This window comes from Pararhizobium sp. LjRoot235 (assembly GCF_964254145.1).
Lineage (GTDB): Bacteria > Pseudomonadota > Alphaproteobacteria > Rhizobiales > Rhizobiaceae > Pararhizobium.
Genome location: NZ_CAXUSP020000001.1, coordinates 3693703 through 3719102 on the forward strand (window position 1 = coordinate 3693703; position 25400 = coordinate 3719102).

Genomic DNA, 25400 nt, shown 5'->3' on the forward strand with positions numbered 1-25400 from the left:
TGCGGCCCTCTCGGCCAACGCACGTCGTCTCGCAGGCTCGAGTTCGGATTGGCGTGCAACGCGGGCAAAGCCTATATTCGGTTGATGCCCCGATAACGCTATTCCATGGAGAGGTTGAATGAGACACGACCCTTATGACATTTTGGGCGTGAAGCGGGACGCCACACAAAAGGATATCCAAAGCGCATTCCGCAAGCTTGCGAAGAAACATCACCCAGACCTCAATCCGGGCGACAGACCTGCGGAGGAGCGTTTCAAGGAAATCTCCACGGCCTATGAGCTTTTGAGCGACGAGGAGAAACGTGCTCGATTTGATCGCGGCGAGATCGATATATCAGGTGCCGAGCAGGCCCCGCGCCACTATTACCGTGATTATGCGTCGGCGAGTGGTCCCAGCGATCCTTATCATAACAGCGCCAGCTTTGCCGATTTTGGCGAAACCGAAGATCCCTTTTCCGCCTTCTTTTCTCGTCGCACGAGCGGTGGGCAATTCCGTTCGAAAGGGCAAGATCGTTATTTTTCCATGGCGGTCGATTTTCTCGATGCCGTAAACGGCGCCAAAAACCACGTGATGCTGCCGGACGGTACCGCCCTTGAGGTTCAAATCCCGGCAGGGACACGTGATGGACAGACGTTGCGTCTTGGCGGCAAGGGAGAGCCGGGAGTTGGCGGCGGGCCTCCCGGCGATGCGCTCATAGAGGTTCATGTGCGGCCGCACCGCTTCTTCCAGCGCGACGGCGACGACATTCGCCTGGAACTGCCGATTACGCTGAACGAAGCGGTCCTGGGCGCCAAGATCCGCGCGCCGACCCCAACCGGTCCGGTGACGCTGACGGTCCCCCCGTATTCCAACAGCGGGAAGGTCTTGCGTCTGAAGGATAAAGGCGCGCCGAAGCGGGGCGGCGGCCGTGGCGATCTCTTTGTAACCCTGAAGATCGTGTTGCCCGACACGCCCGATCCGCGCCTCACCGCCTTCATAAAAGAGTGGTCCGAGGCAAGCAGACAGGATCCGAGAAAGAGCATGGGGACGGCACCATGAACGAGCTTGAATTTTGCCTGAAGCTGAAGATCGACGCGCCAGTGCTTGCAGTATGGATCAAGCAGGGGTGGCTTGTTCCCGAGACGACGGGCTCCGAGCCGCAATTTCGCGATGCGGATTTCGCACGCGGCCGGCTGATCGTCGAGATGACCCGCGACATGGGTGTCAACGAGGCAGGCGTGGATCTTGTCATGGAGCTCGTGGATCAGCTTCACAGCCTGCGGCGCACCATGCGAGACCTGCTCGCTGCACTCGGCCAGCAGGACGAAGAAACGCAGCTCAAGATTCTCTGCTCTGTTGATCGCGACACCTGACCAAGCGGGGCCATGACAGACGGAAGAGTGCGTTGCCAATTAAAAACGAGGTGCGCGTTTTTGATCCAGGTCAATAGGCAATTCCCGGCGATACATATGCTAGAATAGCAATTGGACGGTCGCAGCCATCGCATGCGGAAGGTATCGCAGGTTCAGTCGACCGAGTGAGAAGAAAAATGAATATTGCAGAGATCAAAAGGGGTCTCGAAGATCGGCGTGGCGGCATTGAGCGGCGGCTGGCGGCGATTGAAAGCGACCTGGGAAAAAAACTGGACGCCGACAGTGCCGACCGGGCGATCGAAACCGAGAACGACGAAGTTCTCATGACCATGAAACGGACCGGCCACGACGAATTGAAGGCGATTTTATCCGCGCTTGATCGTATAAACAGTGGCGCCTATGGCCGATGCGTCCTTTGCGGAGCGGAAATTGGTGAGCAGCGGCTCGAAGCTCTGCCTTTCACGCCTTATTGCGTGGAATGCTCGCGTAACGCCGCCTGATCGAAATCGAGACCGCCGGAACCTCCAGAAATCTCGCTTGAAACGAAAGAACGGCGTACAAGGCACTATCAGATAGAAGGCCATCGCCCCTTCCGGGCAGGCCTTCTGCCGAAATCAACGAAAGGCCCATGCCAATGCGAGCGATGGTCCTTGAAGCAATTGGCGGGCCGCTGCTGGCGGTCGAGCGGCCGCGGCCGTTGCCGCATGCCGGTGAGATCCGAATAAGGATCGAAGCCTGCGCCGTTTGCCGCACGGACCTTCACGTGATTGATGGCGATCTGCCTCAACCCAAACTGCCGCTGATACCGGGCCACGAGATCGTCGGCATCGTCGAGGCGGTCGGTGGCGATGTTGACGCGATGAGAATCGGCCGCCGCGTCGGCGTGCCCTGGCTCGGCCATACCTGCGGGACATGTTCCTATTGCCGATCGGATGCGGAAAATCTCTGTGATGATCCTTTGTTCACCGGCTACACCCGCGATGGCGGCTTCGCCACGCACGCCATTGCGGACGCGGACTATGCGTTCGATCTCGACCTCGAAGCCGATGCCGTATCGGTAGCGCCCCTGCTCTGCGCCGGCCTGATCGGCTGGCGCTCACTGAAGCGGGCCGGTGACGGTCGAAAGGTCGGGATTTACGGTTTCGGCGCGGCGGCACACATCATCGCTCAGGTCTGCATCTGGCAGGGGCGGAACGTCTATGCATTTACCCGTCCCGATGACGCGGCGGCCAAGCGCTTCGCCCTCGAGCTTGGTGTCACCTGGGCCGGTGGTTCGGATGAGCCGGCGCCGGACCCACTCGATGCCGCAATCATCTTTGCGCCGGTCGGCAGCCTCGTGCCGCTAGCGCTCAAGGCGGTGCGCAAAGGCGGGCGCGTGGTCTGCGCAGGCATCCACATGAGCGACATCCCCGCCATGCCTTACGCCGTGCTTTGGGGCGAGCGGGAACTCGTTTCCGTGGCGAACCTGACGCGTCAGGATGCACGGGAGTTTTTTGCGGTGGCCAAGCAAGCCGGAGTACGCACGCACACAACTGTCTATCCACTCGAAAACGCCAATACCGCTCTTTCCGACCTTCGGGCAGGCAGGATCAGCGGCGCGGCCGTTCTCGTCCCCTGACGAAGAACCGCCTGCTGTTTCGATTTCCGAACGGCCGCTTGCGGGCACACGTGTTGGGGAACTTGTGGCCCCGCGCTTGGCGATTTCCTCGACAAATCGAAAATTCCATTCACGGCGCGGCCGGCGAAGGCTATAGCCGTTTGTCACGAGCTATAAAAATGGACCTGAGCCCATGACGGACACCGTTGTCGATCGTTTCCTTCGCTATGTCGTCATCGATACGCAATCGGATCCCAAGTCATCCGCGCAACCCTCGACCGGGAAGCAGAAGAACCTCGGCCGCGTGCTGGTTGCGGAATTGCAGGCAATCGGCCTGACCGACGCGCATATGGACGAGCATGGCTACGTCTATGCGACCATTCCGTCCAATGTCGACAAGCCTGTACCGGTGATCTGCTTTTGCTCGCACATGGATACCGCTCCCGATTTTACGGGAACAAACGTCAAGCCGCAAATTGTCCAGGACTACAAAGGTGGCGACATCCAGCTTTCAGGCGATCCGCAGCAGATCATTCGCGTCAGCGATAATCCGGCGCTGCGCGACCAGGTCGGCAACGATATCATCACGACTGATGGCACCACCCTGCTCGGCGCCGACGACAAGGCCGGCCTTGCCGAGATCATGACGGCCGCGCAGGTCCTGGTCGACAATCCGGACATCCGGCATGGCACGATCAAAATCCTCTTCACGCCGGACGAGGAAATAGGCCGCGGCGTCGACAAGGTCGATCTCGGAAAGCTGGGCGCCGCGTTCGCCTATACGGTCGACGGGGAAACAGCCGGGCATATCGAAGATGAGACCTTCTCGGCCGATGGCGTCGAGATCACCATCCAGGGCGTCGCGATCCACCCCGGCTTCGCCAAGGGCAAGATGGAGAATGCGGCCAAGATCGCCGGCGCAATTCTCGCCCGGCTGCCGAAGAACATAGCGGCCGAGACGACCGCCGGCCGGGAGGGTTTCGTTCACCCGACCGGTGTGACCGGCTCGATGGAAAAGGCAGTCCTGAATTTCATTGTCCGCGATTTTGACGATGAGGGCCTTGCCGCAAAGGAAGCCATGCTGGAGGCGCTCGTCAGGGGCGTGATGGCGGAGTATCCGGGCTCGTCCTACACCTTCGAGGTCAAACAGCAATATCGTAACATGAAGGCCATCCTGGACCGTCATCCGCAACTCATCGAAAACGCCATCGAGGCAATCCGCCGCGCCGGCATGGAGCCCGTGCGCGGCAGTATCCGCGGCGGCACCGACGGTTCGCGCCTATCCTTCATGGGCCTGCCCTGCCCCAATATCTTCGCCGGCGGCCACGCGTTTCACTCGCCGCTCGAATGGGTCAGCCGACAGGACATGGAAAACGCCGTCAAGACGCTCGTCGAACTGGCGAAAATCTGGGAAGAACGCGCTTAGCCAACAGTGACCGTCGGCCGATTGACAACAAGACTTCAGCTCGTTCGGGCAAGGTGACGCACGAGACCGCGCCTGCCGCGCTCCATGACCACGTTATGATTCCAGCGGAAGATCGGCTTCAGAATGAATGAAAATTCGACCATCCAGGGCTTTGTCACCTTGACGATCCAATCGTAGCGCACATGACATTTGGGGCCTTCGGGTCGCAACGTCCACCGGCCGATGCCCTCAAGCTCGCCGGAGGCCCGGCCCTCGATAGTGACAAACGGCTCCACCCTGATCGTCTGCATCTCGAACGTGAGCTCGTAGGGCAGCGCGGTGGACCATCGCATCCGATGGACGGAACCGACGCCCGCCTCGTCGCCTTCGCGCAAAAGATCGACCTGCTTTACGGACGGCCACCAGTCAGGCCAGGCCTCAGGCGTATTGAGCACCCGCCAGACATCTTCAACCGATGAATCGACGATCCATTCCGTAACAAGATGAAACTCGGTCGATGACATCGTGCATCCAGCCCCGGGCATTTTAAGACGCGGCAAGCGCCAGAGGCGCTTACGACATTATACATGAACACCACTTGAAAACAGCGGCTGAGTGCCAGCCGCTCAACCGCGCAGGCCCGGCGCCTCCTGGCCGGTGCGGGCCACATATTCCGTGTAGCCTCCGCCATATTGGTGGATGCCATCGGGCGTCAGTTCCAGCACCCGGTTGGAGAGCGCCGCGAGGAAATGCCGGTCGTGGGAAACGAACAGCATGGTGCCCTCGTATTCGGACAGCGCCTTGATCAGCATCTCCTTGGTGTCGAGATCGAGGTGGTTGGTCGGCTCGTCCAGCACCAGGAGGTTCGGCGGGTCGAACAGCATGATCGCCATCACCAGCCGCGCCTTCTCGCCGCCCGACAGCACCCGGCACTTCTTCTCTACATCGTCACCGGAAAAGCCGAAACAGCCCGCCAGCGCCCGCAATGGCCCCTGCCCCGCCTTCGGGAACGCGTCTTCCAGCGACTGGAACACCGTGCGCTCGCCGTCCAGGATATCCATCGCGTGCTGCGCGAAATAGCCCATCTTGACGCTGGCGCCCAGGGCGACTCTGCCCTGATCCGGCTCGGCCGAGCCTGCCACCAGCTTCAGAAGCGTGGATTTGCCGGCGCCGTTGATGCCCATGATGCACCAGCGCTCACGGCGGCGCACCATGAAGTCCAGCCCCTCATAGATGCTGCGGCTGCCATAGCTCTTGTGCACGTTCTTCAAGTTGATCACGTCCTCGCCCGAACGCGGCGCCGGCTGAAACTCGAACGCCACCGCCTGGCGGCGCCTGGGCGGCTCCACCCGTTCGATCTTGTCCAGCTTCTTTACGCGGCTCTGTACCTGGGCGGCATGCGAGGCACGCGCCTTGAAGCGTTCGATGAACTTGATTTCCTTGGCGAGCATCGCCTGCTGGCGCTCGAACTGGGCCTGCTGGTGCTTCTCGTTCTGCGCCCGCTGCTGCTCATAGAAGGCATAGTCGCCCGAATAGGTCGTCAGCGATCCGCCATCGATCTCGATGATCTTGGTGACGATGCGGTTCATGAACTCGCGGTCGTGCGAGGTCATCAGAAGCGCACCCTCGTAGCCTCTCAGGAACTCCTCCAGCCAGATCAGGCTTTCGAGATCCAGGTGGTTGCTCGGCTCGTCGAGAAGCATGGCATCCGGCCGCATCAGCAGAATGCGGGCCAGCGCCACGCGCATCTTCCAGCCGCCCGACAGTTTGCCGACATCGCCGTCCATCATCTCCTGGCTGAAACTCAGGCCCGCCAGAACCTCGCGTGCGCGGCCTTCCAGGGCATAGCCGTCCAGTTCCTCGTAGCGCGCCTGCACCTCGCCGTAGCGCTCGATGATCGCGTCCATCTCGCCGGCGCGGGCGGGGTCCGACATGGCGGCCTCGAGTTCGTGCAATTCCGCGGCAACGTCGCTTACCGGGCCGGCACCGTTCATCACTTCGGAGACGGCGCTGTGCCCCGCCATCTCGCCAACATCCTGGTTGAAATAGCCGATGGTCATGCCCTTATCGACGGACACCTGGCCCTCGTCGGGCTGCTCCTCGCCAGTGATCATCCGGAAGAGCGTTGTCTTGCCGGCCCCATTGGGGCCGACGAGGCCGATCTTCTCACCCCTGTTGAGCGCCGCGGAGGCCTCGATGAAGAGCAGCCGGTGGCTGTTCTGCTTGCTGATATTGTCGATGCGGATCATATGCGCGCGAGGTCCAAAACGTTGCGATGCCCTTGGAGATGTGCCGCGGGGCGTATCGCAAATTTTCCGCAGCGTAAATGGCCGTGTCGCTGCGGACCTGAAACCGGCAAGCCCGGCCTTTCAGAAAAGCAGTGTATTCCTCGCGCCCACAAGGATGGCGGCGACCGGCGCCATCCCGCAGCCAGGAGGCGTTAACGCGGCCGAAACCGGAAGGGCGTTGTCAAAATCGACCCCTTACCGCGCCTCTTTTTCATAGAGGTGGGCATGGATCGAGGCGAAGATCATAAGGATAATGAGCACCACCAGGCCGAAGATCTGGGCGATTGCCATGGCAAAAGCCCTCACTGGGATCAGGGCAGATCTCCGGCCAAAGACTGCAGGCTGTTGCGCAGTTGTCACCATATCCACATCTGGCGTGACCTTGATTGCATTCGCTCTCAAATGCTCCGTCAGTTTCCGATTTATCTCCGCATCGGTTGCGTCGCCATCGACGTTCAGACTTGGCCCGTGATTTCGGGCTGGTGCCTTGGTCATGGGAAGCCCTTCTGCCAGTATTCTCCAGCTTCACTGTTGCACGATCGGCACCAGTCGGGCCTCGTCACTGGGTTACAGCCACGGGCTCGACCTTGACGACGTCGCCCGGCAAGACCAGCGTCCCTTCGTCTGCCGGTATCTTCGTCGACTTTCCATCCTTTTGCCGGACGATGGAATAGGTGATGCTCGCAGCCGCCCCGGCTTGCGGCGTCTGGGCCGCGTCGGCCGATTGCAGGAGTGCTTCGGTCATGAGATCGCGACTGGTGGTGAGCTTCAGGTCCAGCGTATCCAGTTCCGCTTCGGTATTCTGCAGTTCCTGGGCAAGTTGCGCATCCCAATCATTTCGGAGATTGGTTTCGTCCTGACTTGCCTTGCTGACGTCCTGCTTGGCTTTCAACGAGGCCGTGTCGATGTCAAGCAGGGCCGCCTGCAGTTCCGCGGCCCTTTGTTCGACGGTGAGCTTGCGCGCACTGAGCGCAAGCCCCTTTTCCGCCAGCGTATCGACCTTGTCCTTGTCTTCCATGACCAGTTCCAGTTGCCGGTTCTGGGTGACGGACTTCTTGCCGAGGGACTCGATTTCGTTCTGCAGCAGGGATTTCAGCTCCGCCAACTGCGTCAGTTGAAGCTTCAGGCGTTTGTCGCGCGAGACCATCAGGGCCTTTTCGCTCTCGACGAGACTTGCGGCATCGGCGGCATTTTTTAGTTCCGGGGGAACGGCAATGTCGGTCTTTTCGGCGATCTCCGCCTGAAGCCGCGCGCGCCGGACGAGAAGCCTGTTTCTCTCGGCGATCCGCACGGAGGATTCGCCCTGAGCCGTGATGAAATCGCGCGCGAAACGCTGACCGCTTTCGGCCCGCCGCAGTCCGCCGCCAAGGCTCACCGCCTTCAGCACAGTCATCTCCGGCGCGAACGGATATTCTCCAGGCGTCTGGACGTCGCCGGCCAGATAGATTGGGCGGTATTGGGCAAGTTCGACCGAGGCGGAGGGACGATCCGGCAAGCCGAACAGTTTTTGAAGCTGCAGCCCGACTTCATCGGCGATCTCGGTCGTCGTTTTCCCCGAGGCAGGCAGGGTCCCCAGAAACGGCAGGGAAATGCCGCCCGAAGCGCCGACCGTATAGTCGCCACTGATGGCAGACCAATCCCTGACGGTTCCTTCGGCAGTCTGCCACTCCGCAACGCGGATTCTCAACTTGTCCATGGCGCCGAGCGTGTAATCGTCGGCAAAAGCCAGCTGGAGACCCGAAGCGCTGATTGCGAGCGCCAATATGGAAAGGCGCGCCGCACCTGCGGCTCGCTTGCCAAGGGCAGGAAGTCCAAGACTTAGACTTCTTTTCATAAAAATCCCTCACTTAATTAACAAAGCCGATCCCGGCGTGAAGACGGAAGCGGCGTATTACGAGACAGAAGGCTGAGGTCAGTAGCTGCCTCGGGACAAGCAGACGGCCGGAATTGTCTTTGCAACGATGACGACATCGTTGATCAGCGACCAGTTTGTGACGTAGTGCGTATCGAAGGCGATCCGTGCAGCATAGGAAACATCGTTGCGACCGCTGACTTGCCACAGTCCGGTCAGACCGGGGCGTGACTTCAGATAGTAGACGGCCGAGTTTTCATAAAGTTCAAGCTCGTCTTCCACGACGGGACGCGGGCCGACGACGCTCATGTCACCGCGGATGATGTTGAGGAGTTGCGGCAGCTCATCAAGACTCAATTTGCGCAGCACGCTGCCGACAACCGTGACGCGCGGGTCGTCCTGCAGTTTGCGGGTCGCCTGCCATTCCTCATAGGCTTTGGGGTTTTTGCGCAGGTGGTCCTGCAGAATCCTGTCTGCGTCCGGCGCCATGGTGCGGAACTTCAGGCACTTGAAGAAGCGGCCATTGTGACCGACGCGGCGGTGTCCATAAAAGACACTCCCGCCATCCGAAAACTTCACCAGAGCCATGAGAAGCAGAAAAATCGGACTAAAGACGACGAGCGCCAGAGACGCTGCAGCGATGTCGAACCCCCTCTTTGATATTCCCCCTATCGGCCGGTGTGCCCCGGCTTCGATGGTCGTAAAATACGGCGAACTTGCCGATCGAGTCGCAGACTTCATGGGAGGTAACTCCATTTGCGTTTGGCGATTGGTCGGGTCCCCTTGGGGCGCATGGCATCAATTACACGAGGGAGTGTAGAGGCAGATTTTGATTTTTAAAGGCAGATTTCATGCCGCATTTCGCTCCACCATGGGTCTACGCTTAACTTAAAAATGAAAATATCGGTTATTACTTCGTCAAATCGACACGTACACATCGCCAGATAAAGCATTATCCGGGAATTCCAAATTTAGACAAAATTTATCTGGAGCAATACCGAGGATTTATTCTTATTTTAAGCGTTTCAGGCGCCCGCATTTATAGTTCACCACTCTTAAAATTTTCAATATTACACTTAATTTGTTCGCGTTTTTTCGCTTGTTTTTTGCGGTGCACCATTATTTTGCACTGCACATGGTTTTATTAAAAATAGCTAATTTTGTAACAAAAGTTGACCAATTAAGCTATTTTTATGCAACCTGACACGTACCTAAATTGCATACTTTTACCCTTGATTGTATCTCCGGAAGAGAGCCCGGCGGAAATGTGGCGAAATCCTGCTCCGTGCACTGATTTGCGGTCAGTGGTAGCCGCACGTCGATGTCAGGTGGTCGGCGGATATGTCTTCCTGTCTGACGGCACCAAAAATGTTTCCCATTGTCGCGCAATCTACAGATGAATTTAAATGCGGGCTAAGATTTGATGCGGTAAATGGTCCTGACCAGGATGAACATAGTGTTCTGGCGGCGGTTGAATCTGCGGGCCACGTTCGATATGTTAATAATTGCCTAAGAGGAGAAGGTGGCTTTTTCCATGATGCTCGCAAATCAAGATGTAGCTTTGAGGGTATCCTGATGTTTGCACCACGTGTTTTTGTCAGCATGGTGGGAGCCTTGGGCGTTTTTGCCATAGGTACCTACATTCTGACTGGCTCGGCATGGACAACTGCCTGGCAGACACTGGCCTGCGCCGTTCTGTTGCAGGCAGGATACTTCATCGCCGTCCTGGCGCTGGTAACAAAAGAAGGCAGGGATCGCCGGACAGTCGCACAGGGCCAGTCTGCTGCTTCGGCATCGACCGCTGACGACAAAGAGCCGAAAACCCTTCACGTTCCACACAATCCGCGCCACTTCAACTCCTGAACGCGACGACAGAACGCCCTGATTTTTCTCGTTCTCTGCATCTCCTCGAGGCACCGAAGACAGCCAAAGCTTCGCAACTGCAACATCGTGCCTTGTCGCCTGTTCAAAGCCGGCCTAGTTTCGGCATGACAGCGATAGAGGAAGACGATCATGAAACCGAATGCCGATGTCTGCGTCATCATCGCCGCGAAAAATGCGGCCGGGACGATCGGCCGCGCGATCCAGTCAGCGCTGGCGGAACCTGAAACCGCGCAGGTGATCGTCGTCGACGACGGCTCGAGCGACGGCACTGCGGACGTTTCCCGGCAACTGGACGATGGTACGGGCCGGCTGACCGTCGCAAGCTTCGACATCAACAAGGGACCGGCTGCCGCCCGCAATCACGCCATCTCGCTCTCGAAGGCGCCAGTGCTTGCGATCCTCGACGCCGATGATTTTTTCTTTGCCGGCCGACTGAAAAACCTTCTGTCGCAGACGGACTGGGATTTCATTGCCGACAACATAGCCTTTGTCGACGAGGAACGGGCATCGAGCGCGCATCTGGCGCTTGAAGCCTTCCCGGCCGCGCCGCGTACGCTTGATCTCAGCGAATTCATCGAGGGCAATATCTCAAAACGTGGTGTGCGACGCGGCGAGATCGGATTTCTTAAACCGCTGATGCGGCGTGATTTTCTGGATGCGCACAAGCTTCGCTATCAGGAAAGCCTGCGGCTGGGCGAGGACTACGACCTCTACGCCCGTGCGTTGACGAAGGGCGCACGCTACAAGATCATTCACAGCTGCGGCTATGGCGCGGTCGTTCGCGGCAATTCGCTGAGCGGCAGCCACCGCACAGTCGATTTGAAGCGGCTCTACGAGGCGGACAGGGCAATCCTGTCGCAGGCCGGCCTTTCCGACCAGGCAAGAGCGCTGATCGGCCGGCACGAGCGCCATATTCGCGGACGATACGAGCTTCGGGAATTCCTCGATATCAAGCGGCAATCCGGCCCGAAGGCCGCCCTGCTCTACGCGCTCGGCAAGCCAGCCGCGATCCCGGCGATTGCCGGTGGCATCCTTGCCGACAAGACCGAACGTTTTCGCCGGCAGCCTGAAGAGGCGCCGGTGGCGCTTGGCGGATCGGGCGCTTTGCGCTACCTCCTGCAGCCGCCATCAACTGCAGCCTGAAGCTGGCATCGATGGCGGCTCGATCGTCGAGGCCGCGGCTTATAAATAGGCGCGGCGCACGCTGTCGATAACGTCCAGAAAGCGCTCCTTGCGCTCCGCCAGAACATGATCGGCGCTCAGCTGCGGGGTGGCGCGCGCCGCCTGCCACAGCGACAGCGCCGATGGTGCGGCGAGCAGCTGCTTTGCGGCAACACGCAGCGAGGTCTGCGTGGGGTCGCGCACCGCGACCATCGCACTGTCGTCGATCTGCCGCTTGTTCGGGTCTTCCAGCGCGGGTTGCCGGGCGTGGAAGCCGATGCCCCAGAAGCGCGCGCCCTTGGCGATCGCTTCGGCACGGGTCGATACGGGGACATGACGCGGACGATAGGTAACGCCGACGGTCTCAGCCCAGTCGTTCCATTTGAAGCTGTTGATGCTGTTGGACGTCGTAACCGCTACCCATGGCACGCGAAACGCGTCGGAGAGAATGGCGCCATGCATCGATTCAGCGATGATCAGCTCCGATTGGGCGATCTCGCGAATGACCTCCTTGGCGTCGCCACGCGGATCGATGTAATGCAGGCCGACGGTTCCGCAAATGACTGGCCATATGCCGGCAGCTGCCGATTCCCAGTGGGGAACGAAGCTCTTCTTGTGTTTCTTCGGCAGATTTTTGAATTCGGGCATTTCGGCAACCATGACGGCCGGGTCGATGATGCCGAGTCTTGGATCGATGCCCACCTTCTGCGCCGTCAGGGGACCGCGCACGCAACGGATGTCCCATTCGCGTCTATCGCTCATATCCGGCAGCGTGCCGTAGCCGAAGCCGCTTCCCAGCACCAGCTTGTGCCGGCCCTCCGGCAGAAGCGCGCGATTGAGGACCGTACCGACGCCGACGAGAAGGGTTTCCGCGTGGACTTCACGAAAGCCCGGGATCAAAAAGTCCCATAGCCACAGATTGAGGTCGTCGCCGAAGTTTCCGTGCTGCGATTCCCAGTAATAAGGGTCCATGACATCTCCTGTGTGCATCGCCAAGGGACTTGAAAGGACACGACATGCCTCAGGCAGGTCGCGCATGTCAGTGTGCGCGGCAAAAAAATGCTGCACCTGCGAAGGCTAACGTGATAATTTGCCGACGGCAAGCTGAAGCGCACTTTGCAAAAGTCTCGGATCGCGCCAGACCCAGCGTGCGAGGAGATCGAACTGCGGCATCTTCCGCCGCTTGACCCGACGCGCCTGACTCCAGAGGGCCTGTTTCCTTGCGGTATGCTTGTAGGAGTGGATGGAAGCGGCTTCCGCTGTCTTGCGCGCAAATCGCCCCTCCAACGTATCGAGTGCAACCCAGGTGTTGAATTGCTGCGAGAGAAACTGCGGAGAATCGCTATCGATACTGTGGAAGATATTGACGCCCTCGCCCCGTACCGCGCCAGGGTCACTGCAAAGGACGACCCGCTCGGCGGTGATCGCGCAGTCGCAAAAGAACAGCACGTCTTCCGCTGCCAGGCGAAGCTCCGCTTCAAAGCGAAGGGCCTCGAACAGTTTTCGCCCTATAACCATGCAGGACAGATGCAGGAAGCTCCAATCCCGGAGCATGACCTTGGGGAATTCGGGAACTTCAAGAACCAGCGGGCTCTCGGAAAGTCGGATGACCGTCTCGGATTTCTGCAGCTCGGCCACGCCGAAATGATAGTAAAAGGCGTCTCCGCCGGTGATCGAGGCCCAGTAGCAATCCGATCCGAAGCGCGTCATCGCGTCGTGGGCGTTCGTGAGATGATCCTTGATCCAAACGTCGTCGGAATCGAGAAAGGCGACGAAATCCGTTTGCGCCGCAACATTGTTAAGACCCGTGTTGCGCGCTCCGCCCGGCCCGGCGTTCGGCTGTTTGATCACCTTGATGCGCGCGCGTTGCTCCTCCGGCAGGCTGTCGAGATCGACTTCCACCGGGAAGGGAGACTGATCATCGACGATGATGATATCGAAATTCTGGTAACTCTGCGCGAAAACGGACTCCAGCGCCCGTCGCAGAATTCCAGCCTGTTTCTGGTAGTAAGGAATGATAACCGTAAATTTCGCCATCTTTTCGTCCTTGCGGTTTGTCTAGAAGATGTTGCTGGTTTCCTCCCTCAGGCTGCGCCCCGCCTCAGCGCCACTCCTCTGCCTTGATCCTCCCATCGACACACAGGATTTACGCCATGCCCCCTAGAGTGAACGTCAAATCCGTCACGAGCAATGTCGGTTGGAGCATTTTATCCAAGACAAGCACATTCGGGCTTAAGTTTGTCACCGTGCCGATTCTTGCCCGTATCCTCACGCCGCAAGAGTTCGGTGCCGTTGCCGTGGCGCTCACCGTCGTCCAGTTTCTCGCCATGATCGGCGGTGCGGGACTGACCTCGGCGCTCGTCATTCAGCGAGAAGAGGACATGGAAACGGTTCATTCCGTCTTCTGGGCAAACCTGGCGATTTCCTGCCTCATGGCGCTTGGGCTCTATGTCTACGCGGATTTCTTTGCGGCCCTGCTTGGCGCTCCCGAAGCCGCTTACCTCTTGAGAATCATGAGTTTTCTCATCCCCCTTCAACTTGGCGGCGACGTTGCCTATTCGCTCCTTGCCCGGCGGATGAACTTCAGCAAGGATGCCGTCTGGAGCATGATCTCCGAATCGCTTGGTGCCGTCGTCGCCGTCGTGATGGCGCTTCTCGGCTGGGGCGTATGGGCATTGATCGCGCAGCTTTTCGTGTCGGCACTGGTGCGCGTTTGCGGCCTTTATGCCGTCTCGCACTATAGGCCGCGCTTCGTTTTCCACCCCGGCCGGGTCGTCGGATTGAGCCGTTTCAGCCTTGGCATGATGGGCTCGGAAATCGCCAACTTCATCACCTTCCAGTCGCCGATGGTGATCATTTCGCGTTACCTCGGCCTTGCCGACGCGGGCGCCTATTCGGCCGCCAACCGGTTTGCCAGCATCCCGAACCAGGTCGTTCTTTCGGCCGTCATGGGCGTCCTTTTCCCGGCCTTCAGCGGCATGATGGATGACAAGCAGCGCCGGTCGCAGGCGCTGATGTTCAGCACCCAGGTGACGACCGTCCTGCTCGCTCCGATGATGTTCGGTCTCTGGGCCCTCGCCGAACCTTCGATGCGCGTTCTCTTCGGCCAGCAATGGGCCTATGCCTGGCCGGTGCTGGGGCTGCTTGCGCTTTCGAAAGGCATTCTGACGCCTTGCAGCACCTTCATACCCTATCTGAAGGGCGTCGGGCACGGCCGCTCGCTGTTCTGGTCCGCCGTCGTTCGCGCGATCGCTACCTGCGCGGCGGTCGCCTATGGTGCGAGCACCGGTAAGCTGATCGACGCGATGATCTGGCTTTGCATCGTCAATGCCGTAACGCTGGTCGCCTATTCCTGGGCGGTCTTTCGCGCGGACGGGACACCTTTCGTCAAGGGCCTCTATGTCAGCAGCCGCCCCATGCTGATGGCGCTGGTGATGGCGCTCCTCATACGCTACCTCCTCGATACGTTCGGCTCTCTCTTGCCCAATCCGGTGCTGCAGATCGTTGCCGGTGCGGTGATCGGCGGGCTTGTCTACACCGCGTTGGTGGCCCTTACGGAACGGTCGCTGCTTAAAAAGATCTACGAACTCGTCAAGAACAGGCGTCGCAGAACCGAAGCGGAAAATACCGGAGCGTGAACTCTGATAATTCGTCTCTTCAAGGTTGTGGGAGCGCCTTAATTCGGGACACATCCGCACCGAGCAGAGCGGGCTCATAAACCTTAACGTGCATATTCGTGTATTTTTGAATAAAATTTTTCCGGCAAAAATATGTGCCGAGCGGCTCTTATCGGAATATTCGCATATTCTTCAAACCGCTGTGACTCGATCATTTTTCGGAAACATCGGGGCAAAGATTGCTCCCCTGGCGGGTATTTTTTCCCCTCCAAGCTGCGTGCATTGCAGCATGACAGGTCATTTTTCTGCTGCGGTGCCATATTTTTTGACCCGCACTGCCCTATCTTCCACGACGCAGGTTCAAGTCTGCTCTGGTTGAAACGGCCGCTTTGGGGGGAGTGGCCCAAACAGGGGATGTCGTCTTGGTTATCGACGCGAACATATCATCGCGGATCAATCTGATGCGCATCTTGCTCATCTCGGGGATCGTCTTTGTCCACGTTCCCTATGATCCGCAGACCAGCCCATATCTCGGTGCCAATGGCTTCATCGATTGGATCCGTGTTTTCCTGGGGGATAGTCTTTTCCGCGTCGGCGTTCCGTGCCTGAGCGCGATTTCCGGTTATCTCCTGTTCCGCCGCGGGCTTGATGCCTTCGACTATGGCAAGACGATCCGCTCCAAGGCGCGGACGGTTCTCTTACCGTTCCTGATCTGGAATCTCGCTTTCCTGGCATTCGTCTATATTGCACAGGGACAGGGCGTAGGCTTCGGCTATCTTCCGGATGCGATCAATGCGGCGCCGCGCGAGTTGGCGACCCTTGCCTTTGCAAGCGAAGCGCCGCCGATCAACATTCCGCTCTATTTCCTGCGCGACCTGCTTCTCTGCATCCTGCTTGCGCCGGTTCTCGGGCGGCTGATCAAGCGATACCCGCTGGCGACGCTGGCGATTTTCTTCATCTATGCCGTCTTGCCGATCCCCAACGGCCTTTTTCTGAAGAAATCGATCCTGTTCGGCTTCAGCTGCGGCATCTATGCGAGCCTCCACAAGATCGATGTCCGCATGCTGGACCCGCATGCGGAGAAAATTTCTGCGCTGTTTCTGACGGCTGCCGTATTGCTGGCGACCGCACTCTATTGGACCGGCCCGGATTTCCCCGCCGTGATCGACATCCTGCGCAACCTGACGGCGATCGGCGGCATTTTCGGTTCCTGGGCAATTTCGGCGATCCTGGTGCGCTCACGCCTTGGCATGCGGCTTTCCCAGACGGAAGGTCTCAGCTTCTGGATCTTCTGCGCCCACTACCCGCTGCTGGTCGGCTTCTGGATGTTCTGGAACAAGGCGGCGGAGCCGGAGCTCTACCCGCTCTTCTATTTCTCAACACCGCTTCTTGCCCTTCTCATTCTCATCGCCTCGCACAATGCGGCCAAGCGCATGACGCCACGGCTGCACGCTGTCCTGACCGGCAGCCGGGCGGGCCGGCCCGGTTCCGCGCCGAAGCGCGCGACGCAAAGCGGAGTGAACCAGAAGGGGTGGCCCGAAACCTATTCCGCAGAGGAAAAAGCGACACGATGACAAAACCGATCTCGAAAACACTGACCATTCTTGCCGCTCTTTCCGCCAGCCTTCCTGCGGCCGCCCTTGCACAAGGGGCGAACACAGGGACATCCTTTGTCGAGAATTTCGACAAGATCGATCGAAAGATCTGGTACGTTTCGGACGGCTGGGACAATGGTGCCCACCAGAACTGCACCTGGTCGAAGAAACAGGTCACGGTTCAAAATGGCGTGCTCGAACTGACCTTCGAACAGCGCAAGGCCGGCAAGCGAGACTATGTCTGCGGCGAGATCCAGACCCTGAAGCGCTTCGGCTATGGCACCTATGAGGCGCGCATCAGGACCGCTGAAGGCTCCGGCCTGAACTCCGCCTTCTTCACTTATATCGGACCGACCGACAAGAAGCCGCATGACGAGATCGACTTCGAGGTCCTCGGCAAGGATTCCGGCAAGGTTCAGGTCAACCAGTATATTTCGGCCAAGGGCGGCAACGAGAGACTGGTCGATGTCGAGGGCGGCGCGAATGCGGCGTTCAACGATTACGCCTTTGTCTGGGAAAAGGACCGCCTCCGGTATTACGTCAATGGGACGCTGGTGCAGGAGATTACCGACCCGGCGAAGATCCCCGTCAACGACCAGAAAATCTTCTTCAGTCTCTGGGGAACCGACACCTTGAGCGACTGGATGGGCAAGTTCGACTACCAGGGGCCGGCAAAGATGCAGATCGACCGCTTCGCCTACACCGCGCCCGGTGACAAGTGCCAGTTTCCGGAATCCATCACCTGCAAGCTTGATTAAGTCTTGTTCGCACTCGCAATATGAATGTTGCGACGCACAAAAAGCTGAACTAGGCTCGGTTAGGGCTGAGCGGAAAACAGGAAATTTTCATGCTGGACGTATTGTACCTGGCACATGATGTGGCGGACCCGGCCATCAGGCGCAGGACCCTGACGCTTGAAGCAGGTGGCGCCAAGGTGACAGTGGCGGGGTTCCGGCGCGGTGGGGACGCTCCTCCCGCAAATGGCGTCATCGAGCTTGGCATCACCAGGGACGGAAAGTTTGCCCAGCGGATCGCCGCGGTGGGCAAGGCTGCGATGGTCCTTGGCGGCAAGCTTCGCGGGGTCACCAGGCCCGGCATCATCATTGCCCGCAATCTCGAGATGCTCGCCCTTGCCAACAGGGCGAATGCGATCTTCGGCGGCGACATCCCGATTGTCTACGAATGCCTGGACATTCACCGTCTCCTGCTGCGCAAGGACTTCGCGGGCCGGGCCTTGCGTGCTGCCGAACAATATCTCGGGCGCAATGTCAGCCTGCTGGTCACCAGCTCGCCTGCCTTCATCGAGAATTATTTCCGGCCGATCTCGCAACTGAAAGCCCCGACACTGCTTCTGGAAAACAAGGTTATCGACCTTGGCGATGGAACGGCAGCAAAACCAGCTTTGCCGCGGCCGCCCAAGCCCGGCGCACCCTGGAAGATCGGCTGGTTCGGCGCCCTGCGCTGCCGGAAATCCCTGAGACTTCTCGCAGAATTCTCGCGCGCCATGGACGGAAAGTTCGAAATCGTATTGCGTGGCCGGCCGGCCTATTCCGAATTCGACGATTTCGATGGCTTCGTGAAAAGCGAACCCTTCATGACATTTCACGGACCATATAAAAACCCCGAGGACCTCGCTGCCATCTACCATGAGGTCCATTTCTCCTGGGGCATCGACTTCTTCGAGGAAGGGCTGAACTCCAGCTGGCTGTTGCCGAACCGCCTCTATGAGGGATGCCGGTATGGGGCGGTCCCGATCGCCATGAAAGGCACGGAGACGGCCCGCTTCCTCTCGGCAAAACATATCGGCCTGTTGCTGGATCGTGCCGAAAGCGCCGTGCTCGCCAGCCTCCTGGGCGACATGGCGCCCGCGCGGTACCTCACAGAATTCGACCGTGTTGCCGCCACCGGCTCGGAGAGCTGGGTCTTCGACAGGGCCGACTGCCAGCGGCTCGTCAACCGGCTTACGGCCCTGCGCGCGAACGACGCACAACACGCATTGATGCAAGAGCCTTCCCAAACGCAAAGCAATAAGGGTGGACTGCTATGAAAGCCGATGATCTGAAACATGGCCGTAGCCTTATCGTCATTCCCTGCCTCAACGAGGCGAAATACATCGAACCCCTGATCGCCAGGCTCAGAGGCGCCTTGCAGGACCTCGACGCCGATCTCGTCGTGGTCGACGGCGGGAGCACCGACGGCACGCGCGATATTGTCCAGCGGATCGCCGGCGTCAATCCGAAGGTCAAGCTGCTCGACAACCCGAAGAAAATCCAAAGCGCGGCTGTCAACCTCGCGGTCGCGACGCTGGGTGCGAACTACGACTACATGATCCGCATCGACGCGCATGGCGAATATCCGGTGGATTATTGCCAGCGCCTGATGGAAGACGCGATCGCGACCGGTGCCGATTCTGTGGTGGTCGCCATGAAGACCGTCGGCATCAGCACGTTCCAGAAAGCCACGGCCTTCGCGCAGAACTCCAAGCTTGGCAATGGTGGTTCGAAGCACCGCACGGGTGCGGCCGGCCATTGGGCGGATCACGGCCATCACGCGCTGATGCGGATTTCCGCCTTTCAGGCCGTCGGCGGCTATGACGAAATGTTCAGCCATAATGAGGACGCGGAATTCGACTACCGCCTGCACAAGGCTGGATATCGAATCTGGATGACCGACAAGACGAGCATGATCTATTATCCGCGCAGCACGGCCGGAACGCTGTTTCGCCAGTATTTCGGCTACGGCCGCGGGCGCGCAAAGAATTTTCTGAAGCATCGCGCCATGCCGAGCATCCGTCAGATGCTGCCGCTTGCTGTGGTGCCGGTCGCAGTCGGTGCCCTGCTTGCCGTGATTAATTGGGCCGCGGCCATTCCCTTCGTTCTTTGGGCCGTCGCATGCCTTGGCTACGGCGCCTGGATGGCGCTGGGGCAGAGGAATCCCTATGGGCCGCTCGCTGCCGTCTCCGCCATGGTGATGCATTTCGCCTGGTCGGCCGGGTTCTGGCGCGAGCTTCTCGACGTCCGCAATCGACGGGTCGCCTCATGACAATGCAGATGGACCGGAAAGAGCCCCTTCTCCGCATCGACGTCGGTGTGTGCACCTATCGGCGAACGGAGCTTGAACAGACGCTGCGATCGCTGGGCGCGATCGCCGTTCCCAACGACGCGGAAATCCGCATCATCGTGGCCGATAATGACGATGTCCCCAGCGCCGAAGAACGGGTGAACGCCTTGCGCGCCTTGGTGCCGCACCAGATCGTCTATGTGCATTGCCCATCCTCGAATATCTCGATCGCCCGCAATGCTTGCCTCGATAATGCCACTGGGGATTTCCTTGCCTTCATCGACGACGACGAGACGGCCAGCGAAGACTGGCTCGTCAGGTTGATTGAAACGGTAGAGGCGACCGCGGCGGATGTGGTGCTCGGTCCGGTCAAGGCCGTCTACGACCAGGACGCGCCGCACTGGATGCGCCGGGGCGATTTTCATTCGACGTTTCCGGTCTGGATTGGCGACCGGATCATCACCGGTTACACCTGTAACGCCCTTCTGCGTCTCGCAGCGCCCTCGCTCGCCGGACGGCGCTTCAGCCTGGCGCTCGGCCGCAGCGGTGGAGAGGATACCGAGTTCTTCACGCATATGCACCGGATGGGCGGCACGATCGCCTATGCGCCGGCGGCTTGGGTTCAGGAACCTGTTCCTGCCAAGCGCGCAGCCTTTTCATGGCTCGCCAAGCGGAAATTCCGCTTCGGCCAGACGCATGGCCGCCTGATCGAGGCGGGATCCGGCTTGGCGGGCAAGATGCGCCAATTGGCGCTTGCAGCGGCCAAGAGCGGTTATTGCGCGCTTGCCAGCGCCGTCTTCCTCTTCTCTCCGGTTCGCCGGAATCAATATATCTTGCGTTGCTCGATGCATGCCGGCGTCGTTACAGGGCTCCTCGGCATGCGGGAAATCGAGCAGTACGGTGCGGCGGAGGTCAGCTCGTCCTGATGGAACATCATCCGCAAGCGACATTCATCCTGGCTGCGTTCAAATCGAGCGATACCATCGAGCGCGCCATCGACAGCGCGCTGGCGCAGACCGGCATCAGTGTCGAAGTCATCGTCATCGATGATTGTTCGCCCGACGACACGGCCGAGATCGTCAATGCTTATACCGATCCGCGTGTCCGGCTGATCCGGCTCGAGAAGAACCGCGGTCCCGGCGGCGCGCGCAATGCGGGCCTTGCGGCCGCACGCGGAGACTGGATCGTCATCCTCGATTCCGACGACGCGATTTCCCCCGGCCGCACGGCGCGGATGATTGCCCGGGCGAAGCGTGCCGGCGCCCAGATCGTCGTCGACAATCTCGACGTCATTACACTCGATGGGGAAACGAAGAGGATGTTTGAGGAGGCGGAGCTTTCCAAACTGGAGACGCTGACGCTTCCGGCCTTCATCGGATCGAACGTGCTGTTTCAGTCCGAGCACAATTACGGCTACATGAAACCGATCTTCGAGCGCCGTTTCCTGGAAGAGCACGGGCTTCGCTTCGACGAGACCTTGCCGATCGGCGAGGACTATCTGCTTCTGGCCTCGGCCCTTGCCAAGGGCGGCCGCTGCGCCGTCGAGCCGAGCGCCGGCTATACCTATTACATCAGAACCGGCTCCATCTCCCGGGTGCTGAAACTGCATCAGGTGGATGCCATGCTGGCCGCCGACGCCGCGTTCTTGAAAACCCATCGGCTGGACGAGGCATCGATGGCCGCCCAGATCCGGCGTCACCGCAGCATCGAAGACGCACGGTCGTTCATCATCCTTGTCAATCAGATCAAGGCCCGGTCCCTCTCCGGCGCGGTGAGAACCGCGTGGGGAAATCCGGCGGCCATTCGGCATCTGCGCATGCCGATTGCCGTCAGATTGCGGCGCCTGATGGCGCCGTTCACTGCACTTCGCCGTTTCGGCAGTTCGCCGAAGACGATGAGTAGAACCACCCCGGGCAACAGCCCGCACAAAAGCAAAGGATAGTTCTATGGCTCCTGTCAAATCCGTTCGCAAAGCCGTTATCCCCGTGGCCGGAAACGGCACGCGGTTTCTGCCTGCAACCAAGGCAATGCCGAAGGAAATGCTGACCATCGTCGACCGGCCCGTCGTGCAATACGCCGTCGAAGAAGCAATGCAGGCAGGCATCGAGCACATCGTTTTCGTGACGGGCCGCAACAAGCAGGCGATTGAAGATCACTTTGACGACGTGCCCGAGCTGATTTCGTCGCTGACGCGATCGGGCAAGGATGCCCAGATTTCCGAGCTCGCGCGCATGCTGCCGGCTGCCGGCTCCGTCAGCTTCACGCGTCAGCAGGCGCCGCTTGGCCTTGGCCATGCCGTCTGGTGTGCCCGCGACCTGATCGGCGACGAGCCGTTCGCGCTGCTTTTGCCCGATATGATCTCCTATGGCGCCCGTGGCTGCATGGCCGGCCTGATGGACCTTTACAACGACGTCGGCGGCAACGTCGTCGCCGTCGAGGAATGCGCGCCGGAGGAAACCTCGAAATACGGTATCGTCGGCATGGGAGCCAAAACACGGCATGGCTTCGAAGTCACGCAGATGGTCGAGAAGCCGCCTGTGTCCGAAGCGCCGTCGACCTATTACCTGAATGGCCGTTACATCCTTCAGCCCGAGATCTTCTCGATCCTCGCGCACCAGCAGCGCGGCGCCGGCAATGAGATCCAGCTAACCGACGGCATGCTGCGCCTTTCGGTCACCCAGCCGTTCCACGCCCATCCTTACGAAGGCCGGACCTTCGATTGCGGCTCCAAGCAGGGCTTCATCGAGGCCAACGTCGCCTTTGCGCTGGCGCGCGCGGATATCGGCAATCTCGTGTTCGAATCCGTTCGCGAGATGGTGCTGTCGCACGAACAGGCAATTCAGGCAGCATAAAAAAGACGATTTTCCGGTGACTTAGCACCGGGGAAAAATCTGGTCTCACCCCTGACGTGATTTGGGGGTGAGATATGAATCCAAAAGGCATCCGGAGACAAAGCGGCCCATGAATCCAAGACCCCTTCCGTTGAACACTGTTCCATCGCTCCGGAGCGATGATTCCGACTCGTTCATCGATTTGAACCGGCTGACCGCGATTGCGGCGCGGCGTTCAAGGGTCGTGGCCGTCTGTGTTGTCGTGTGCTTCCTGCTCGGGGCGATTTACCTCCTGACGGCGACGCCGGTCTACACGTCGCAGACGCAGATCCTGCTCGATGATAATCTATCGAAATATGCGGAAGAAGCGCCTTCGCCGCAGAGCACGCAGCAAGCCGACACGCAAATTTCCAGCGCCGTCGAAATTCTGAAATCCGGCGAACTTGCCTTGCATGTCGCCGATTCCGAGAAGCTTTGGGAAAACGATACCATCCTCAATCCGCCGCAATCGCTGATGTCGATGCTGAAATCCACGATCAGATCCGTCACCGGCGTCTTCAGCGGCACGCCCGAGATATCCGACGCCGCGGTGCGCAACAGCAGGCGCGAAACGGCCGCCGCCTATATCCAGCAGGCAATAACGGTCGAGCGGGTGGCCCGAAGCTCTGTCGTCGCGCTTTCCTATAAATCGATAGACCCGCAGCTCGCGGCCAAGATCACCAGGGCTTATGCGAATGCCTATCTGACCGATCAGCTGAACGCCAACTTCGATGCCACCGAACGCGCCTCCGTCTGGCTGCAGGAACGCCTGACCGATCTTCGCCAGCGCGCGCAGGCAGCCTCGCTGGAAGCGGAAAAATTCAAGACGGAACACGGCCTGACCTCGACGCGTGGTGAATTGATGTCGGAACAGCAGCTTTCCGACCTCAACAGCCAGCTGATCGTCGCGCAGGCAGACACTGCAAGCGCGTCCGCCCGCTACGATCAGTTCAAGTCGATCGTTGAACAGGGTCCCGACAATGCCGTGAACAATGCTACCATTTCTTCGAAGGAGACCGACAATACGGTCATTCAGGATTTGCGAACCCGCTACCTGGCCGTGACCAAGCGCGAGCAGGCTGTTGCCCAGAACTTCGGGGCTGATCATCCTCAAGCGGTGAGCCTCAGGACCGAGAAAGCGGAGCTTGCCGGCCAGATTTTCCGTGAACTGGAGCAGATTACGGCAAGCTACCGCAACGAATTCGAAGTGGCGAAGTCCCGCGAGGCGTCGCTGCGCCAGAGCATCGAAGGTGTCGTCGGCAACAATTCGGAAGCCAACAGGTCGCTGATTGAGCTGCGCGAAATGGAACAGCGGGCGACAGCGCTCAAGACGCTTTATGAATCCTATCTCGGCCGCTATGAGGAAGCCGCACAGCAGCGTTCCTTCCCAATCGCCAAAGCCCGCATCATCTCGGATGCCGGTGTTCCCACATCGCCGTCAAGCCCGAAGAAGACGATGGTTCTTGCTCTTTCCATCGTGCTTGGCTTCATGGTGGGTGCCGCAATTGCAGGCGTTCAGGAGTTCCGCGAACGCTTTTTCCGCCTGGAGGAGGAAGTCCGCTCCATCCTCGGACACAAATCGCTCGGTTATCTGCCGCTGATCGGGAAAAAGACCAGCACCCTTTGGGACAAGACGCGCAGCCGCCTTGCAAAGGAGGACATAAACAAACCCGAGCCCGAAACCGACATTCCCCTGACGCGCATGACCCGGATTGCCGTGGAATCGCCGCGCTCGGCCTTTGCCGAGACGTTGCGCAACGCCAAACTTGCCAGCGACGTCATGCTGCAAGGCCGGCCAAACCGGGTGATCGGCATTGTCTCAGCTTTGCCGGGAGAAGGAAAATCGACGATTGCCGCGAACTTTGCCGGGTTGCTTGCAGCCAGCGGCAAGCGAACGCTGCTGGTCGACGCGGACCTCAGGAACCCGGCAATCAGCCGGATGATTTCCCCGCCGCCGAAAACCGGGCTGTTGGAAGCCGTGCTTGGCGAGAGCGAGTGGACGGCGGGTCTCAGGGTCGATCCGCAGACGCGGCTGGCGATCCTGCCGATTGCACCGCGCGAACAGCTTTATCACACCAACGAACTGCTTGCCTCGCCGGGCATGGAGGCGCTCATCGCCAATGCGCGCAAGGCCTTCGACTATATCGTCGTCGATCTCGCCCCCCTTGCGCCGGTCATCGACGCCAAGGCCTTTTCGCCCTACGCCGATGGCTTTCTGATGGTGGTGGAATGGGGCAAGACGCCGTCTCGCCTGGTGCGGGATGTGTTGCAATCCGATCCGCAGTTCAACGCCAAGATCCTCGGCGTGATGCTGAACAAGACCGATATGGATGAGCTTGGCAAATACAGCGACTTCGGCGCAGCCGAAAAATATCGCAAGAGCTATGAGAAATACTACATCGAACAGCCGTTGAGGCGGCCCGGTAACCCTCTGCCTTCAGGATCGGGATCCTAACGCCTGTGTCGCCCATCAGGCTCGCGATCGAGCCTGAAAATGGCCACCAGTGCCATGAGAATGACGAAGGCAACGAACCCGGCCAGGTACAGAAGACTGAAAACGAGATATTCGACGAAGCAGGGCATGAAAAGCAAGACCCGCAAATAGGCGGGTTGAGCGCGCGCCCAGCCATGCATGCCGTTTTGCCGGAAGTTCTCGAAACGTCGCGCGATATACGTCATCCGTATCGCTCCGCGAGTTGCCTCACGTTAAGATAATAC

The 25400-nt window shown here is 59.4% G+C and carries 24 protein-coding genes; 16 read left to right on the plus strand and 8 right to left on the minus strand.

Features of this window, described 5'->3' with window-relative positions; genetic code table 11:
• Nucleotides 1-118 precede the first annotated feature (118 nt).
• The 5 genes from ACSQ2Z_RS18175 to pepT all read left to right on the plus strand — a co-directional run bounded on the left by ACSQ2Z_RS18175 (nt 119) and on the right by pepT (nt 4376).
• Nucleotides 119-1039 carry a DnaJ C-terminal domain-containing protein gene (locus ACSQ2Z_RS18175; RefSeq protein WP_436082485.1) on the plus strand — a complete coding sequence of 307 codons (921 nt, stop codon included), beginning with the start codon at nt 119-121 and terminating at the stop codon, nt 1037-1039.
• Nucleotides 1036-1353 (plus strand): chaperone modulator CbpM, encoded by a 318-nt coding sequence (locus tag ACSQ2Z_RS18180; protein ID WP_436082486.1) that lies wholly within the window; start codon nt 1036-1038, stop codon nt 1351-1353. Before ACSQ2Z_RS18175 ends, ACSQ2Z_RS18180 begins: the two co-directional genes overlap by 4 nt.
• Nucleotides 1354-1529: 176 nt before the next feature.
• Entirely contained in the window at nt 1530-1853 is a 324-nt protein-coding gene (locus ACSQ2Z_RS18185; RefSeq protein ID WP_436082487.1) for a TraR/DksA family transcriptional regulator, read from the plus strand.
• A gap of 134 nt (nt 1854-1987) precedes the next feature.
• Nucleotides 1988-2971, plus strand: coding sequence for a zinc-dependent alcohol dehydrogenase family protein (locus ACSQ2Z_RS18190; RefSeq protein WP_436083119.1), 984 nt, complete (start codon nt 1988-1990; stop codon nt 2969-2971).
• 172 nt (nt 2972-3143) lie between these two features.
• Nucleotides 3144-4376: a peptidase T gene (pepT, locus tag ACSQ2Z_RS18195; protein WP_436082488.1), complete on the plus strand. Its 1233-nt coding sequence runs from the start codon at nt 3144-3146 to the stop codon at nt 4374-4376.
• Between the two features lie 35 nt (nt 4377-4411).
• Here pepT and ACSQ2Z_RS18200 read toward each other — a convergent pair whose 3' ends face one another.
• The 5 genes from ACSQ2Z_RS18200 to ACSQ2Z_RS18220 all read right to left on the minus strand — a co-directional run bounded on the left by ACSQ2Z_RS18200 (nt 4412) and on the right by ACSQ2Z_RS18220 (nt 9236).
• On the minus strand, nt 4412-4879 hold the full coding sequence (locus ACSQ2Z_RS18200; RefSeq protein WP_436082489.1) for an SRPBCC family protein: 468 nt from the start codon (nt 4877-4879) through the stop codon (nt 4412-4414).
• 102 nt (nt 4880-4981) lie between these two features.
• Entirely contained in the window at nt 4982-6604 is a 1623-nt protein-coding gene (locus ACSQ2Z_RS18205; protein ID WP_436082490.1) for an ABC-F family ATP-binding cassette domain-containing protein, read from the minus strand.
• A 234-nt stretch (nt 6605-6838) separates the two neighbouring features.
• Nucleotides 6839-7138, minus strand: coding sequence for a hypothetical protein (locus ACSQ2Z_RS18210; RefSeq protein WP_436082491.1), 300 nt, complete (start codon nt 7136-7138; stop codon nt 6839-6841).
• A gap of 64 nt (nt 7139-7202) precedes the next feature.
• Nucleotides 7203-8477 carry a polysaccharide biosynthesis/export family protein gene (locus ACSQ2Z_RS18215; RefSeq protein ID WP_436082492.1) on the minus strand — a complete coding sequence of 425 codons (1275 nt, stop codon included), beginning with the start codon at nt 8475-8477 and terminating at the stop codon, nt 7203-7205.
• 78 nt (nt 8478-8555) lie between these two features.
• Nucleotides 8556-9236: a sugar transferase gene (locus ACSQ2Z_RS18220; protein WP_436082493.1), complete on the minus strand. Its 681-nt coding sequence runs from the start codon at nt 9234-9236 to the stop codon at nt 8556-8558.
• 627 nt (nt 9237-9863) lie between these two features.
• Here ACSQ2Z_RS18220 and ACSQ2Z_RS18225 point away from each other — a divergent pair.
• On the plus strand, nt 9864-10358 hold the full coding sequence (locus tag ACSQ2Z_RS18225) for an exopolysaccharide production repressor protein (RefSeq protein ID WP_436082494.1): 495 nt from the start codon (nt 9864-9866) through the stop codon (nt 10356-10358).
• A 150-nt stretch (nt 10359-10508) separates the two neighbouring features.
• Nucleotides 10509-11522: a glycosyltransferase family 2 protein gene (locus ACSQ2Z_RS18230; RefSeq protein WP_436082495.1), complete on the plus strand. Its 1014-nt coding sequence runs from the start codon at nt 10509-10511 to the stop codon at nt 11520-11522.
• A gap of 39 nt (nt 11523-11561) precedes the next feature.
• Here ACSQ2Z_RS18230 and ACSQ2Z_RS18235 read toward each other — a convergent pair whose 3' ends face one another.
• Together ACSQ2Z_RS18235 and ACSQ2Z_RS18240 are read right to left on the minus strand one after the other, a co-directional pair.
• Nucleotides 11562-12512, minus strand: coding sequence for a polysaccharide pyruvyl transferase family protein (locus ACSQ2Z_RS18235; protein ID WP_436082496.1), 951 nt, complete (start codon nt 12510-12512; stop codon nt 11562-11564).
• A gap of 105 nt (nt 12513-12617) precedes the next feature.
• On the minus strand, nt 12618-13577 hold the full coding sequence (locus tag ACSQ2Z_RS18240; protein WP_436082497.1) for a glycosyltransferase family 2 protein: 960 nt from the start codon (nt 13575-13577) through the stop codon (nt 12618-12620).
• A gap of 116 nt (nt 13578-13693) precedes the next feature.
• On the opposite strand from ACSQ2Z_RS18240, the gene ACSQ2Z_RS18245 reads away from it, so the two are divergent.
• The 9 genes from ACSQ2Z_RS18245 to ACSQ2Z_RS18285 all read left to right on the plus strand — a co-directional run bounded on the left by ACSQ2Z_RS18245 (nt 13694) and on the right by ACSQ2Z_RS18285 (nt 25137).
• On the plus strand, nt 13694-15178 hold the full coding sequence (locus ACSQ2Z_RS18245; RefSeq protein WP_436082498.1) for a lipopolysaccharide biosynthesis protein: 1485 nt from the start codon (nt 13694-13696) through the stop codon (nt 15176-15178).
• A gap of 440 nt (nt 15179-15618) precedes the next feature.
• Nucleotides 15619-16731, plus strand: coding sequence for an acyltransferase family protein (locus ACSQ2Z_RS18250; RefSeq protein ID WP_436082499.1), 1113 nt, complete (start codon nt 15619-15621; stop codon nt 16729-16731).
• Nucleotides 16728-17510, plus strand: a complete 783-nt coding sequence (locus ACSQ2Z_RS18255) for a family 16 glycosylhydrolase (RefSeq protein ID WP_436082500.1) — start codon at nt 16728-16730, stop codon at nt 17508-17510. Before ACSQ2Z_RS18250 ends, ACSQ2Z_RS18255 begins: the two co-directional genes overlap by 4 nt.
• 89 nt (nt 17511-17599) lie before the next feature.
• The gene (locus ACSQ2Z_RS18260; RefSeq protein WP_436082501.1) at nt 17600-18799 is read left to right on the plus strand and encodes a glycosyl transferase family 1; all 1200 of its coding nucleotides are present in this window, start codon (nt 17600-17602) and stop codon (nt 18797-18799) included.
• Nucleotides 18796-19794, plus strand: a complete 999-nt coding sequence (locus ACSQ2Z_RS18265) for a glycosyltransferase family 2 protein (protein WP_436082502.1) — start codon at nt 18796-18798, stop codon at nt 19792-19794. The genes ACSQ2Z_RS18260 and ACSQ2Z_RS18265 overlap by 4 nt, the downstream gene beginning before the upstream one ends.
• Nucleotides 19791-20738 carry a glycosyltransferase gene (locus tag ACSQ2Z_RS18270; RefSeq protein ID WP_436082503.1) on the plus strand — a complete coding sequence of 316 codons (948 nt, stop codon included), beginning with the start codon at nt 19791-19793 and terminating at the stop codon, nt 20736-20738. The genes ACSQ2Z_RS18265 and ACSQ2Z_RS18270 overlap by 4 nt, the downstream gene beginning before the upstream one ends.
• Nucleotides 20738-21754 carry a glycosyltransferase family 2 protein gene (locus tag ACSQ2Z_RS18275; protein ID WP_436082504.1) on the plus strand — a complete coding sequence of 339 codons (1017 nt, stop codon included), beginning with the start codon at nt 20738-20740 and terminating at the stop codon, nt 21752-21754. Before ACSQ2Z_RS18270 ends, ACSQ2Z_RS18275 begins: the two co-directional genes overlap by 1 nt.
• A gap of 4 nt (nt 21755-21758) precedes the next feature.
• Nucleotides 21759-22664 carry a UTP--glucose-1-phosphate uridylyltransferase gene (locus tag ACSQ2Z_RS18280; RefSeq protein ID WP_436082505.1) on the plus strand — a complete coding sequence of 302 codons (906 nt, stop codon included), beginning with the start codon at nt 21759-21761 and terminating at the stop codon, nt 22662-22664.
• Nucleotides 22665-22773: 109 nt separating this feature from the next.
• On the plus strand, nt 22774-25137 hold the full coding sequence (locus ACSQ2Z_RS18285; protein WP_436082506.1) for a polysaccharide biosynthesis tyrosine autokinase: 2364 nt from the start codon (nt 22774-22776) through the stop codon (nt 25135-25137).
• Here the strand turns inward: ACSQ2Z_RS18285 and ACSQ2Z_RS18290 are convergent.
• Nucleotides 25134-25361, minus strand: a complete 228-nt coding sequence (locus tag ACSQ2Z_RS18290; RefSeq protein ID WP_436082507.1) for a hypothetical protein — start codon at nt 25359-25361, stop codon at nt 25134-25136. The genes ACSQ2Z_RS18285 and ACSQ2Z_RS18290 overlap by 4 nt on opposite strands.
• Between the last annotated feature and the right edge of the window lie 39 nt (nt 25362-25400).

What these genes read in the sequence shown, in the direction of transcription:
- ACSQ2Z_RS18175 (WP_436082485.1), top strand. Translation starts at nt 119, where the DNA reads ATGAGACACGACCCTTATGACATTTTGGGCGTGAAGCGGGACGCCACA.
- ACSQ2Z_RS18180 (WP_436082486.1), top strand. Translation starts at nt 1,036, where the DNA reads ATGAACGAGCTTGAATTTTGCCTGAAGCTGAAGATCGACGCGCCAGTG.
- ACSQ2Z_RS18185 (WP_436082487.1), top strand. Translation starts at nt 1,530, where the DNA reads ATGAATATTGCAGAGATCAAAAGGGGTCTCGAAGATCGGCGTGGCGGC.
- ACSQ2Z_RS18190 (WP_436083119.1), top strand. Translation starts at nt 1,988, where the DNA reads ATGCGAGCGATGGTCCTTGAAGCAATTGGCGGGCCGCTGCTGGCGGTC.
- pepT (WP_436082488.1), top strand. Translation starts at nt 3,144, where the DNA reads ATGACGGACACCGTTGTCGATCGTTTCCTTCGCTATGTCGTCATCGAT.
- ACSQ2Z_RS18200 (WP_436082489.1), bottom strand. Translation starts at nt 4,879, where the DNA reads ATGTCATCGACCGAGTTTCATCTTGTTACGGAATGGATCGTCGATTCA.
- ACSQ2Z_RS18205 (WP_436082490.1), bottom strand. Translation starts at nt 6,604, where the DNA reads ATGATCCGCATCGACAATATCAGCAAGCAGAACAGCCACCGGCTGCTC.
- ACSQ2Z_RS18210 (WP_436082491.1), bottom strand. Translation starts at nt 7,138, where the DNA reads ATGACCAAGGCACCAGCCCGAAATCACGGGCCAAGTCTGAACGTCGAT.
- ACSQ2Z_RS18215 (WP_436082492.1), bottom strand. Translation starts at nt 8,477, where the DNA reads ATGAAAAGAAGTCTAAGTCTTGGACTTCCTGCCCTTGGCAAGCGAGCC.
- ACSQ2Z_RS18220 (WP_436082493.1), bottom strand. Translation starts at nt 9,236, where the DNA reads ATGAAGTCTGCGACTCGATCGGCAAGTTCGCCGTATTTTACGACCATC.
- ACSQ2Z_RS18225 (WP_436082494.1), top strand. Translation starts at nt 9,864, where the DNA reads ATGTTTCCCATTGTCGCGCAATCTACAGATGAATTTAAATGCGGGCTA.
- ACSQ2Z_RS18230 (WP_436082495.1), top strand. Translation starts at nt 10,509, where the DNA reads ATGAAACCGAATGCCGATGTCTGCGTCATCATCGCCGCGAAAAATGCG.
- ACSQ2Z_RS18235 (WP_436082496.1), bottom strand. Translation starts at nt 12,512, where the DNA reads ATGGACCCTTATTACTGGGAATCGCAGCACGGAAACTTCGGCGACGAC.
- ACSQ2Z_RS18240 (WP_436082497.1), bottom strand. Translation starts at nt 13,577, where the DNA reads ATGGCGAAATTTACGGTTATCATTCCTTACTACCAGAAACAGGCTGGA.
- ACSQ2Z_RS18245 (WP_436082498.1), top strand. Translation starts at nt 13,694, where the DNA reads ATGCCCCCTAGAGTGAACGTCAAATCCGTCACGAGCAATGTCGGTTGG.
- ACSQ2Z_RS18250 (WP_436082499.1), top strand. Translation starts at nt 15,619, where the DNA reads ATGCGCATCTTGCTCATCTCGGGGATCGTCTTTGTCCACGTTCCCTAT.
- ACSQ2Z_RS18255 (WP_436082500.1), top strand. Translation starts at nt 16,728, where the DNA reads ATGACAAAACCGATCTCGAAAACACTGACCATTCTTGCCGCTCTTTCC.
- ACSQ2Z_RS18260 (WP_436082501.1), top strand. Translation starts at nt 17,600, where the DNA reads ATGCTGGACGTATTGTACCTGGCACATGATGTGGCGGACCCGGCCATC.
- ACSQ2Z_RS18265 (WP_436082502.1), top strand. Translation starts at nt 18,796, where the DNA reads ATGAAAGCCGATGATCTGAAACATGGCCGTAGCCTTATCGTCATTCCC.
- ACSQ2Z_RS18270 (WP_436082503.1), top strand. Translation starts at nt 19,791, where the DNA reads ATGACAATGCAGATGGACCGGAAAGAGCCCCTTCTCCGCATCGACGTC.
- ACSQ2Z_RS18275 (WP_436082504.1), top strand. Translation starts at nt 20,738, where the DNA reads ATGGAACATCATCCGCAAGCGACATTCATCCTGGCTGCGTTCAAATCG.
- ACSQ2Z_RS18280 (WP_436082505.1), top strand. Translation starts at nt 21,759, where the DNA reads ATGGCTCCTGTCAAATCCGTTCGCAAAGCCGTTATCCCCGTGGCCGGA.
- ACSQ2Z_RS18285 (WP_436082506.1), top strand. Translation starts at nt 22,774, where the DNA reads ATGAATCCAAGACCCCTTCCGTTGAACACTGTTCCATCGCTCCGGAGC.
- ACSQ2Z_RS18290 (WP_436082507.1), bottom strand. Translation starts at nt 25,361, where the DNA reads ATGACGTATATCGCGCGACGTTTCGAGAACTTCCGGCAAAACGGCATG.